This window comes from Chryseobacterium sp. KMC2, from assembly GCF_016756935.1.
Taxonomy (GTDB): domain Bacteria; phylum Bacteroidota; class Bacteroidia; order Flavobacteriales; family Weeksellaceae; genus Chryseobacterium; species Chryseobacterium rhizosphaerae.
The window spans coordinates 355,931-367,593 of the sequence record NZ_JAESIT010000002.1 but is presented as its reverse complement, the minus strand read 5'-3'; the positions used below and the strand labels follow the sequence as shown (position 1 = coordinate 367,593).

Genomic DNA, 11,663 nt, shown 5'->3' with positions numbered 1-11,663 from the left:
AGTACTAAAGTTGGAAAAATCATCTATAAAGCTGCTGCCGAACATTTAACTCCTGTAGTTCTTGAATTGGGAGGAAAATCTCCTGCCATTGTAACCAAAGAGGCTAATCTTGAAGTTGCTGCCAAAAGAATTGTATGGGGAAAGTTTCTGAATGCCGGACAAACCTGTGTAGCCCCGGATTATGTACTACTTGAAGAGTCTATACAGGAACAGTTTATGGAAATGCTCAGGAAATATATCAAAGAATTTAAATACGAACCGGATTCAGAGCAGTATACAAGAATTATTAACCGGAAAAACTTTCAGCGACTGACCCATCTTATTAATCCGGAGAACGTATATTTCGGAGGTCATTTTGATGAAGAAAAACTATATATTGAACCCACCATTCTGAATAATTCAGATTGGAACGAAGATATTATGCAGGAAGAAATCTTTGGCCCTATTCTTCCGGTTATCAGTTTTCAAAGCTTTAACTCAGCCCTTAATTCTATTCTGGAGCTGGAAAAACCTCTTGCCGCCTATCTTTTCACCAATAATGCAGAAGAAAAAGAACTGTTTACCAGGAAACTTTCCTTTGGAGGCGGATGTATCAATGATACTGTCATGCATTTAAGTAATGACAACCTTCCGTTTGGAGGAGTCGGAAATTCAGGAATTGGAAATTACCATGGAAAATTTGGTTTTGAAGCTTTTTCACATCAGAAGTCTGTTCTGGAAAAAACAACCTGGGGTGAACCTAATATTAAATATCCACCCTATTCTGAGAAAAAATTAAGCTGGATCAAACGGTTTTTATAAGGTTCCAGAGATTATCCAGATTACGTTATAAAGATCTTAATTTCATAGGAAAATAAAAAAGCTGCTTCATTATTGAAACAGCTTTTTTTAATTTTATCCTTTAGGAGCCCAGGTATTGAAAAAGTCTTTTACCTTTTCTTTACTGTATCCTTTTCCATCTTCAAAGACATCGCTCTGCTGAACTTTAATCATCTTTCCGTTTTTATCCAATACAATAAATACCGGATATCCAAATTTTTCACCAGGATTATCATATTGAGCAAAAACTTTTTCGTTTTTATTATCCGGAGAATAATTCAGGTGATAATATAAATAGTTTTTATCTACCATTTCTTTTAATTCAGGAGTAGTCTGCACAAAATTATTAAAACGGAGACACCAGATACACCAGTTCCCTCCTGCCTGAATCATGATATTTTTACCTTCTTTCTGAGCTTGTGCCACCAATTTATTAATATCTGCCTGAGCGTCAGCTTTTGGATTATAAGGCTTAGGAAGCTTAGCTTTTTCCTCAGCAGCCTTTTTCTTCGCTTCCAGTTCTTTTTGTTCTGTAGGAACTATAAGAGCTGTTTTCTGTTTACCTTTATCCGGTAAATTCTTTATATCCTGTGAAAAAGCAAAAATACTTAATCCCAGGAAAGCCAATATTGCTATTTTTTTCATAACATAAAAATAAAAAAATAATATTATCCTTCTGCAAAAATAGAACCATAATTTTATTATCACTAAATTTGCGTGTTTTATGAATTACCTGATCAAAATATTATATTTCATTTCCAAACTTCCGCTTAAAGTATTGTACGTTTTTTCGGACGTTATGTTCTTCTTAAACTATTATCTGGTAGGTTACAGAAAGAATGTGATTACTCAAAATCTAAAGAACTCTTTTCCAGATAAATCTGAAGAGGAGATTAGTAAAATACGGAAAATGTTTTACCGGAATTTCTCAGACTATCTTGTAGAAACCATAAAATCTTTCAGCATCTCTGAAACAGAGGCGAGAGTAAGAATGCAGCATATTAATCAGGATGTATTTCATGAAGTTCAAAAGGAGGGTAAAAATATCATTCTGCTGGCAGGGCATGTTTTCAACTGGGAATGGATTAATGCATTGGCAAAGATTGTTCCCCAGGAGCACTGCCATCCGGTTTACAGAAAGGTGAATAGTGATTTCTGGGAAAACCAGATGAAAAAAGTCCGTAACAAGTTCGGTAATGAAGCTCTGGAAGCCAATGAAGTAATTCTTAATATTTTCAGGAATAAAAATGACGGGAATTCTATCTACATGTTTGTTGCAGACCAGACCCCGCATTCTTCTCATGTCAATTACGGATTGGAATTTCTGAATCAAAGGACTCCTGTTTTTATCGGATATGATAAACTGGCAACAAGAATGGATCTTGCTTTTATTTATTGCGAGATGAAGAAGGTAAAGCGAGGCTATTATCAGGTCAACTATCACAGAATATACCCGGACAATGAAAAATTTGTAGAGCATGAAGTTGTAAAAAAGTTTCACCACTTGTTGGAAAACACTTTACACAAAAATCCGGATAATTATCTATGGTCTCACAGAAAATGGAAATATCAGGATTCTATCAAAACTTTTGATTCTGAAAAAAAATAGATTGACATGCAGAAAAAACTGGCAGTTGCTATCTTAAACTGGAACGGCAAAAACTGGCTTGAAAAATTTCTACCGAATGTAGTTGAATTTTCTCAAAATGCAGATATTTACGTCATTGATAACCTTTCAACAGACGATTCTATAGAGTTTTTAAATATCCATTTTCCATCAGTAAAGATCATTAAAAATCATAAGAATTATGGTTTTGCAGGAGGCTATAATGAGGGATTAAAGGAAATTAAGAATGAATATTACTGCCTTCTCAATTCTGATGTAGAAGTTACTGATAACTGGATAGAACCTGTAATGGAAATATTGGAAAAGAATTCTGATATTTCAGCTGTTCAGCCTAAAATACTATCCTATACTCATAAAAACTATTTTGAATTCGCAGGTGCCGGAGGGGGTATGATTGACAATCTAGGCTATCCTTACTGCAGAGGAAGAGTATTTGATGACCTGGAAGAAGATAAGGGTCAGTATGATGATGAAACAGAGATTTTCTGGGCTTCAGGCTGTTGCTTTTTTATCCGCTCAAAAGATTTTTGGGAACAAAATGGTTTTGATGAAAGATTTTTTGCCCATCAGGAAGAAATTGATTTATGCTGGAGACTCATTAACTCCGGAAAAAAGATTTTTTATACAGGAAAATCCAAAGTCTATCATGTAGGTGGCGGAACACTGAATAAGCAAAGTGCTCAAAAGACTTACCTGAACATCAGAAATAATCTTTCAATGATGCTTAAAAACCTTCCTTTTCCAAGACTGATCTGGCTGATATTTTTCCGGCTTTGTCTGGATGGTATTGCAGGAATCTATTTCGGATTAAAGCATGGTTTTCCTCATTTATGGGCAGTAGTAAGAGCTCATTTTGGGTTTTACGGTCAACTTCCAGGAACCCTGAAACTTCGTCAGAAACATCAGAAGAATCAGTTTTATCAATCGAAATGGCTTATTTTTAAGCATTTTTTGGGTGGGAAATAGCAAGTGATAGATGATAGATTCCAGGGAATCAGGAAAAGTAAATATCTGTACTATGATTAACTGGAAAATCTCTTCAGCCACCTTAAACCCACTCCCTAGAATATTTAATTCCAGACTATAGAATCAACATCTGAAAACAAATAACTAAATAATTAACAGTAACTTATAATTTATAAATAATGGATTTCTGTGCAATAGATTTTGAAACGGCAACTCACGAGAAAAGTTCAGCATGTGAGATGGGAATCTGCGTGGTACAGGATTCTAAAATTGTAGAAACGAGAACCTGGCTGATCAAACCTCCCAGTTTCCCCTATTTTAACAAATTCAATGTTGCTGTACATGGTATACAGCCTGAAGATGTAAAGGATGCCCCTACTTTTGACGAAATTTGGCATGAAGCTCAGGATTTAATGTACGGAACATTAATGATTGCCCATAATGCAAGCTTTGACGCATCTGTTTTAAGAGGCTGCTTTGAACATTACGGTATGTTTACGCCCAAATTAAACTATTTGTGCAGTATACAGCTCGCAAAAAAATCATGGAATTACCTTCCGAAATACGGATTAAAACCTCTTGCAGAATACCATCAGATCAGTTTTAATCACCACAGAGCCGGAGCTGATGCTGAAGTTTGTGCAAAAATATCCTTACTGGCATTTGAAAAATTAATTATCACCAGCAATGAGGAAATAGATGAATCTGTATTGAAAAAGTACGTAAAGAAACTATAGCTTAAAAAATTCCATCTTCTCTGACTGTAAATATCTGTTCTCTATGGGATATATACGTAATTCTGTATAATACCGGGTGGTATATACAAAAACAGGTTATTAGAGGGATAGCCCCTATTGAATGAATAAAAGCTTACAATGCTGGAGGAAAACTCATCCTTCAAAATTCCTCTCACTCCAGATAGAAGACTCTATCTGTCTAAGAGTATTTATTTCCTAGAAATTAAGTATAAAGGTGGCATCAGCAGATATAAGTTTATTAAAAAAATAATTAATTACTTAAAACTTCGGAGAGCAGATTGAATTTGGGGATATCGATCTCAAAAGTTTCCTGGGTTTCCAGGTTTTTAACCTGATATTTTCCGCTCATATTCCCTACACCGGACCGAAGCATTACGTTTGAGAAATAAGCGAAATTTTCGCCTGTTCCTATTTCCGGAGTTAATCCAATTACTCCGTCACCTATAATCTCAGTATATCCAAAACCTACATCAAAAATTAACCATTTTCTTTTAAGTACTTTGATAGGAAAGCTTCCGTCATTTTCTATCGTAATATTATACTTAAAGACATAACGGTTCTCGGATGGAAAACTGTTTTTACTATCATATTCAGGTATTACTGAAACTTTGATATTGGAAGTCATTTTTGAAAACATCATTGTAGTATTTTCTTAACAGATACAAAAATCTCGCCTTTTTTAAGGCGAGATTATATATTTACATTATAATTTTATTAAAACTTATAATCCAAGGCCTTTTCTTTCGTCACCTCCCATTAATACTGCAACAGGATTATCGATACCTTCTTTTACGGCTACAAGGAATCCTACAGATTCTTTTCCGTCAATAATTCTGTGGTCATAAGACATAGCCACATACATCATTGGTCTGATTACTACCTGCCCGTCAACAGCAACCGGTCTCTGGATGATGTTGTGCATTCCTAAGATTGCAGATTGAGGAGGGTTGATGATTGGTGTAGACAACATAGATCCAAATGTACCACCATTAGTGATTGTAAATGTACCACCTGTCATTTCATCAACAGTAATTTTTCCGTCTCTTACTTTTGTAGCAAGATCTTTGATGTTAGCTTCAACTCCGCTGAAAGTCATGTTTTCTGCATTTCTCAATACAGGAACCATTAATCCTTTAGGACCAGAAACTGCAATTGAAATATCACAGAAATCATAGTTTATTTTGAAATCTCCATCGATAGATGCGTTAACATCCGGATACATTTCCAATGCTCTTGTAACAGCTTTAGTAAAGAAAGACATGAAACCAAGTCCTACTCCGTGTTTTTGAGCAAATTCTTCTTTATATTGCTTTCTTAGTCTGAAAATTTCAGACATGTCAACTTCGTTGAAAGTGGTTAACATTGCAGTTTCATTCTTTACAGAAACCAATCTTTGAGCGATTTTTCTTCTAAGAACAGAAAGCTTTGTTGTGGTTGTAGATCTTGCACCTGTAGCAGTAAGAGGACTTCCTCCTAATGCAGGAACTGCAGCCAATTCAGCATCAGTTTTAGTGATTCTTCCGTCTCTTCCGCTTCCTGAAACCTGTCCTGCATTAATTCCTTTTTCGTCAAGGATTTTCTTAGCAGCTGGAGATGGAGCCCCTGTTGCGTAAGTTTGTGGAGCAGCAACTGGAGCAGCTGGTTTTGGTGCTTCCTGTTTAGCCGGTTCAGCAGCTTTAGGAGCTTCTTCTTGCTTTGGAGCTTCAGCAGCAGGAGCGTTTCCTTCTGGTCTTGCAGCATCCATATCAATTAAACAAACAACCTGACCTACTTGTACTACATCTCCTTCTTCTGCTTTTAAAGTGATGATACCACTTTGTTCTGCAGGTAATTCAAGAGTTGCCTTGTCTGAGTCTACTTCAGCGATAGGTTGATCTTTTTCTACATAATCACCATCTTTTACAAGCCAAGTTGCAATTTCAACTTCTGTAATGGATTCGCCCGGTGAAGGAACTTTCATTTCTAAAACTGACATATCGAGTATTTTTTATTTTTTAATGGATATTATTTTAATTAAGCTGTAACAGGTCTTTTTGCAGGAGCATCATCTCTATCGAAAACTCTGTTGATCACTGCATTTTGGTTTTTCTCAAACATTTTGTGGCTACCTGGAGCCGGAGCACCGCTTGGTACAGGAGATACGACCTGGATTCCTGTATCTCTGAAGTTTCTCAGGATATAAGACCAAGCTCCCATATTTTCAGGTTCTTCCTGAGCCCAAACAAGCTGTGTTCTGTTGCTATATTTGTTGAAGATCTCTTCAATAGCATCTGTCTGAAGTGGATATAACTGCTCAAATCTTACTAATGCAATATTTTCACAATTCAGTTCTTCTTTCTTCGCTAATAATTCGAAGTACAGTTTACCTGAACAAAGAACTAGTTTTTCTACTTTTTTAGGATCTGCTGTAGGATCGTCTAAGATAGGCTGGAATGAACCGTTTGCAAAATCTTCAAGAGGAGAAACCACTTTTGGGTGTCTCAATAAAGATTTAGGGCTCATTACGATCAATGGCTTTCTGAATGCCCATTTCAACTGTCTTCTCAATAAGTGGAAGTAGTTGGCTGGTGAAGTAATATTAGCGACTACCATATTTTCATTAGCACAAAGTGTTAAGAATCTTTCCAGTCTTGCTGAAGAGTGCTCTGCACCTTGTCCTTCTGAACCGTGAGGCAATAACATTACCAATCCGTTTTGAAGTTTCCATTTTTCTTCTGCAGCAGCTAAGTATTGGTCAACGATAATCTGAGCTCCGTTAACGAAATCCCCAAACTGAGCTTCCCAGATGGTTAATGTATTAGGAGAAGCCATCGCATATCCGTAATCGAAACCTAAAACTCCATATTCTGAAAGGTGAGAATTGAATACATCAAATCTGCTTTCTGATACATGTCTTAATGGGATATATTCTTCTTCTGTATCTTCAGTTTTTACGACAGCATGTCTGTGAGAGAATGTACCTCTTTCCACATCTTCTCCGGAGATTCTTACATTATGCCCTTCTACAAGAAGTGTAGCATATGCTAACCATTCTCCTACTGCCCAATCTAAAGAGTTTCCTTCAATCGCTTTGATACGGTTTTCGAAAAGTCTTGTGATTTTATTGATGAATTTTTTATCTGCAGGAAGTGTTGACATTTTAAGAGCTAATTCCTTCAGCTTAGCGATATCATATTTGGTATCTACCGGAGCCTGAACTACACCTCTCTTTCCGATAGGATAGTTCATCCAGTCTTCAGCCATGAATAAATCCATAACGTTTTTCTCGATCTCTTTAGAAGCATCAAAATCTTTATCTAATAAAGCTTTGAAGTCTACCTCCATCTTTTTGATGATGTCGTTAGAGATTACGCTGTCCTGGATTAATTTATCTTTATAAATTTCTCTTGGGTTTTGGTGCTTGGAAATCGCTTTGTACAGATTAGGCTGTGTAAATCTAGGCTCATCCCCTTCGTTATGACCATATTTTCTATATCCTAAAAGATCGATATAAACATCTTTTCCGAATTTAGCTCTGAAATCAGCAGCAAAATGGATGGCATGAACTACCGCTTCAGCATCGTCAGCATTTACGTGCATTACAGGAGATTCTGTAACTTTTGCAATGTCTGTACAGTATGTTGAAGATCTTGCATCAAGGAAGTTCGTGGTGAAAGATACCTGGTTGTTGACAACGATATGAACAGTACCTCCTGTTTTATATCCTTCCAGTGTCATCATCTGTGCTACTTCATAAGCAATACCCTGTCCTGCAATAGCTCCGTCACCGTGAATGATGATTGGTAAAACTTTAGAATAGTCTTTGTATTTATCATCTACTTTTGCACGGCAGATTCCTTCTACAAGAGCCGCTACAGTTTCCAGGTGAGATGGGTTTGGAGTCAGGTTGATACAAACTTCCTCTCCTGAAGCTGTTTTAATTTTTTTAGATGATCCTAAGTGATATTTAACGTCACCAGAGAATACATCTTCTTCAAATTCTTTTCCTTCAAATTCTGAGAAGATTTGTTTGTAAGACTTTCCGAAGATATTGGACAATACATTTAATCTTCCTCTGTGTGCCATTCCCAACACTACCTCATCTACCCCTAATTGGGAAGATCTGGAGATCAATTGGTCTAATGCAGGGATTAATGATTCTCCTCCTTCCAGAGAGAATCTTTTTTGTCCAACGAATTTTGTATGAAGATAGTTTTCAAACGCAACCGCCTGATTCAATTTCAATAAAATTTCTGTTTTTTCATTTGCAGAAAGGCTTGGGTGGTTTTCATTTACCTGAAGCCATTTTTTAATAAAATCTTTTTCTTCAACATTGTTGATGTAAGTATATTCTACCCCGATAGAATCACAGTAGATATTTTCCAGATGCTTGATCAAATCTGCTAAAGTAGCAGGTTCTTTCATTCCTGTTTCTACAGCACAGTTGAATTTTGTATTTAAATCCTCTTTAGTAAGACCGAAATTCTCGATATCTAAAGTAGGAGTATAGTGTCTTCTCTCTCTTACAGGGTTTGTCTTTGTGAACAAGTGCCCTCTTGTTCTATAAGCCTCAATAAGGTTTACCACCTTAAATTCCTTTTTGATGTGCTCAGGAACCTCTCCATTTGATACCGCCTGAGAAATCTGTTGTACTGCAGGAGCAGCGTTGGCCGGAGCCTGAATAAATTGGATGTTATCGTCATCACCGTAGTTCTCCAAAGCAAAATCGAAACCTTGAAAGAAGGCTTTCCATGATGGCTCTAAAGAATCCGGGAATTTTAAGTACTGTTGGTATAAATCCTCAATTAACTGAGAATGAGCTGCGTTTAGGAATGAAAATCTGTCCATTATTACAGTTTATCTATTTATTAAAATTTATTTGTAGAATTAATCTTCAAATTTAATAAAAAAAACCGACTTAGAACAGTCTCAAACCGTTAAAAAAAATTAAGAAAAAAAAAATCATTTAAAGACTGATAATGAGAGCTTCATGTTCACCTCCTGTCCTTCCATCGGACGTTCAATGAAAGTCTGACGAATATCCCCAAAACGCATCTCATCCTTCTTTGCTTTCTGAATCAGCTGCTGAATGGCCTTAATTCTGCCGTCATAGCTCCCCTTATAGTACATCACATAATTTTGGGACGGATTTACAGTTCTGAAGTTGAAATTATTGTCTGTCACTCCAATTTTTTTAGAAAGTGGGATCCCCAAAAAGTAAGAAACTTCTTTGTCTTTATAGTTATCCGCATCCGTCATTAAGATAGGATACCCGAATTCATCGTCTTTTTTCCCAAGGTCCATCGTTACGAAATTATACATTTTGTTATAATTCATAACGATATTCTTGTAAAGCGCATCTTTTTTGTTGGAGGTACTCACATTGACACCCAGAAGCAGCTTATCTTCTTCGTTTTCAACCATCAGACTGTCATATTTTATGGCAGCCATCTGATTGTCTTTCTCCACCTTATTTCCTAGAACATTCTTTAAATTCACCATACTTTTGGTAATGTTCTCAGCAAATCTGTCTTCCGTCCAAAAATTCCCCACTCTTTTCCATACAGAAAGTTTTGGGGTATGCACATACCATATGATTTTTGTTTTTTCAGCTGATACAGGCTTAAATTTAACATCTACCAGGGTTGGATTTTCATTTTCATCTTCAAAAAGCTGGTATTTCAACGTCTTATTAGGATTTTCATACCGGATGAACATTTCTCCATCAGTATCATTCTTAGGATCTACATAGCTGATCGCACTTCCCTGTCCTTCATAAGGCATATAATAATCTATATCCATAGACTGTGAACTGGTGAAATAATTGTTCCATCTCGTAAAGTGCTGAAGATTATTAAACTGTCCAAAGACCTTATCTATAGGGTAATCAACTTCTTTTTCAATGGTGAAATTTTTACTCTCATCCACAAAATAATACATGGAGGCAGCATAAGCTCCTCCTAAAAGAACAATAATAAAAGCTAAGATCTTAAAAATACGCATCACGCAAAAGTAATACAAATAAAAAAAGTGACCAATATGCTGATCACTCTAGTTGTATGTTTAACAATAATTAACCTATCAAGGACTACAGAAAGATGGAAATCACTGTCTGACCGACAGTTACTAACAATGCTTATAGTAAAAATACCGTTTAAAGTTTCAATAAAGTAAGCATTAGCTATTTTTCAGTTTCAATAAATTCTCTCTTCGAGTTTCATTCTTCTTTCTATCCTATATGTGTTCCCGGAGGCAATACAGCTCCTTTTTTCACGACTACAATACCATCCTGTACAGAATGGGTCTCATAATCTCCATCCGGAAGATGTTTTCCTCCTATGATTTTTACATTGTCCCCGATATAGCAATTTTTATCCAGGATTGCCTTTTCAATATAGCAATATTTTCCTATTCCCATATTGGGACGTCCTTTCCTGTCATTCAGAACTATTTCTGTGGTATTCTGATAGAAGTCTGCTCCCATCACATAAGAATTCACAATAGTACTTCCTTTATCTATTCTCGTTCTGTTTCCAATGACAGAGTTTTCAATTTTGTCAGCCATAATGATACATCCATCTCCAAATACTGCTTTGCTTACATAAGAACCGTTGATTTTTGATGGCGGAAGCATCCTTGCCCTGGTGTATATAGGGGAAGATGAGAAAAGGTTGAACTGTGGAAGATCCTGACAAAGGTCCAGATTGGCTTCGTAGAAAGACTCTATTGTTCCTATATCTGTCCAGTAACCTTCATATTGATAGCTGAGCGTTTTATATTTTCCTATTGAACTTGGAATGATATCTTTTCCGAAATCATCTCCGGCACCTTCATCAAACATTTTTTTGAGAATGGTCTTGGTAAAAATATAAATTCCCATAGAAGCCAGAAACTCTTTCCCATTATGCTTATTTTCGTCCGAAACTTCAGATTTCAGCCCGTCCAGCATACCATATTCCGGCTTTTCATAGAAGGAAGTAATATTTCCTTCGTCATCAGATTTTAAGATCCCAAAACCGGTGGCATCTTTGGCATTCACAGGAATGGTAGCGATGGTAAGATCACCACCGTTTTCAATGTGAAAATCCAGCATTTCCCGGAAATCCATCTGATAAAGCTGATCTCCTGAAAGGATTAAAATATAGTCATAATAATATTTTTCAAGATGCTTCATAGACTGACGTACGGCGTCTGCCGTTCCCTGATACCAGCTTTCATTTTCTACATTCTGTTCGGCAGCCAGGATATCTACAAATCCTTTGCTGAAAATATCAAAATGGAAAGAATTTTTGATGTGTGAATTCAGTGAAGCTGAATTAAATTGAGTTAAGACCAGAATTTTATTCAATCCCGAATTCAGACAGTTCGAAATAGGAATATCTACAAGCCTGTATTTTCCGGCAATAGGAACTGCCGGTTTTGATCTTGTATACGTTAACGGGAATAATCTTGTCCCTCTGCCGCCTCCTAAAACAATGGAGATTACGTTTCGATTCATAACTATTTTGCGTTTT

Annotated in this window: 10 protein-coding genes; 4 read left to right on the top strand and 6 right to left on the bottom strand. The window is 36.3% G+C overall.

Going from position 1 to position 11,663, the window contains the following annotated elements:
- Positions 1 to 801: aldehyde dehydrogenase family protein (locus JML65_RS04150; RefSeq protein ID WP_202270001.1), on the top strand; the 801-nt coding region annotated here is incomplete at its 5' end.
- A 93-nt stretch (positions 802 to 894) separates the two neighbouring features.
- Here the strand turns inward: JML65_RS04150 and JML65_RS04145 are convergent.
- Entirely contained in the window at positions 895 to 1,464 is a 570-nt protein-coding gene (locus JML65_RS04145; RefSeq protein ID WP_047490980.1) for a thioredoxin family protein, read from the bottom strand.
- Positions 1,465 to 1,543: 79 nt separating this feature from the next.
- Between JML65_RS04145 and JML65_RS04140 the strand changes: the two genes are divergently transcribed.
- From JML65_RS04140 to JML65_RS04130, 3 genes are all read left to right on the top strand, one after another.
- The gene (locus JML65_RS04140) at positions 1,544 to 2,428 is read left to right on the top strand and encodes a lysophospholipid acyltransferase family protein (protein WP_047490982.1); all 885 of its coding nucleotides are present in this window, start codon (positions 1,544 to 1,546) and stop codon (positions 2,426 to 2,428) included.
- A gap of 6 nt (positions 2,429 to 2,434) precedes the next feature.
- Positions 2,435 to 3,412 carry a glycosyltransferase family 2 protein gene (locus JML65_RS04135; protein ID WP_202270000.1) on the top strand — a complete coding sequence of 326 codons (978 nt, stop codon included), beginning with the start codon at positions 2,435 to 2,437 and terminating at the stop codon, positions 3,410 to 3,412.
- A 179-nt stretch (positions 3,413 to 3,591) separates the two neighbouring features.
- The gene (locus tag JML65_RS04130) at positions 3,592 to 4,149 is read left to right on the top strand and encodes a 3'-5' exonuclease (RefSeq protein ID WP_202269999.1); all 558 of its coding nucleotides are present in this window, start codon (positions 3,592 to 3,594) and stop codon (positions 4,147 to 4,149) included.
- Positions 4,150 to 4,420: 271 nt separating this feature from the next.
- Here JML65_RS04130 and apaG read toward each other — a convergent pair whose 3' ends face one another.
- The 5 genes from apaG to JML65_RS04105 all read right to left on the bottom strand — a co-directional run bounded on the left by apaG (position 4,421) and on the right by JML65_RS04105 (position 11,647).
- Positions 4,421 to 4,810, bottom strand: coding sequence for a Co2+/Mg2+ efflux protein ApaG (apaG, locus tag JML65_RS04125; RefSeq protein WP_047490990.1), 390 nt, complete (start codon positions 4,808 to 4,810; stop codon positions 4,421 to 4,423).
- 81 nt (positions 4,811 to 4,891) lie between these two features.
- On the bottom strand, positions 4,892 to 6,145 hold the full coding sequence (gene odhB, locus JML65_RS04120; RefSeq protein WP_047490993.1) for a 2-oxoglutarate dehydrogenase complex dihydrolipoyllysine-residue succinyltransferase: 1,254 nt from the start codon (positions 6,143 to 6,145) through the stop codon (positions 4,892 to 4,894).
- A 38-nt stretch (positions 6,146 to 6,183) separates the two neighbouring features.
- Complete coding sequence (locus JML65_RS04115; protein WP_084083865.1) at positions 6,184 to 8,997, bottom strand: 2-oxoglutarate dehydrogenase E1 component; 2,814 nt, start codon at positions 8,995 to 8,997, stop codon at positions 6,184 to 6,186.
- A gap of 114 nt (positions 8,998 to 9,111) precedes the next feature.
- Positions 9,112 to 10,152 carry an SRPBCC domain-containing protein gene (locus JML65_RS04110; RefSeq protein WP_047490999.1) on the bottom strand — a complete coding sequence of 347 codons (1,041 nt, stop codon included), beginning with the start codon at positions 10,150 to 10,152 and terminating at the stop codon, positions 9,112 to 9,114.
- Positions 10,153 to 10,378: 226 nt separating this feature from the next.
- On the bottom strand, positions 10,379 to 11,647 hold the full coding sequence (locus JML65_RS04105) for a glucose-1-phosphate adenylyltransferase (RefSeq protein ID WP_202269998.1): 1,269 nt from the start codon (positions 11,645 to 11,647) through the stop codon (positions 10,379 to 10,381).
- Positions 11,648 to 11,663 lie beyond the last annotated feature (16 nt).

Bases quoted from the DNA above. Each gene is read 5' to 3' on its own strand.
- JML65_RS04135 (WP_202270000.1), top strand. From the start codon at position 2,435: ATGCAGAAAAAACTGGCAGTTGCTATCTTAAACTGGAACGGCAAAAAC.
- JML65_RS04145 (WP_047490980.1), bottom strand. From the start codon at position 1,464: ATGAAAAAAATAGCAATATTGGCTTTCCTGGGATTAAGTATTTTTGCT.
- JML65_RS04110 (WP_047490999.1), bottom strand. From the start codon at position 10,152: ATGCGTATTTTTAAGATCTTAGCTTTTATTATTGTTCTTTTAGGAGGA.
- odhB (WP_047490993.1), bottom strand. From the start codon at position 6,145: ATGTCAGTTTTAGAAATGAAAGTTCCTTCACCGGGCGAATCCATTACA.
- JML65_RS04115 (WP_084083865.1), bottom strand. From the start codon at position 8,997: ATGGACAGATTTTCATTCCTAAACGCAGCTCATTCTCAGTTAATTGAG.
- JML65_RS04130 (WP_202269999.1), top strand. From the start codon at position 3,592: ATGGATTTCTGTGCAATAGATTTTGAAACGGCAACTCACGAGAAAAGT.
- apaG (WP_047490990.1), bottom strand. From the start codon at position 4,810: ATGATGTTTTCAAAAATGACTTCCAATATCAAAGTTTCAGTAATACCT.
- JML65_RS04105 (WP_202269998.1), bottom strand. From the start codon at position 11,647: ATGAATCGAAACGTAATCTCCATTGTTTTAGGAGGCGGCAGAGGGACA.
- JML65_RS04140 (WP_047490982.1), top strand. From the start codon at position 1,544: ATGAATTACCTGATCAAAATATTATATTTCATTTCCAAACTTCCGCTT.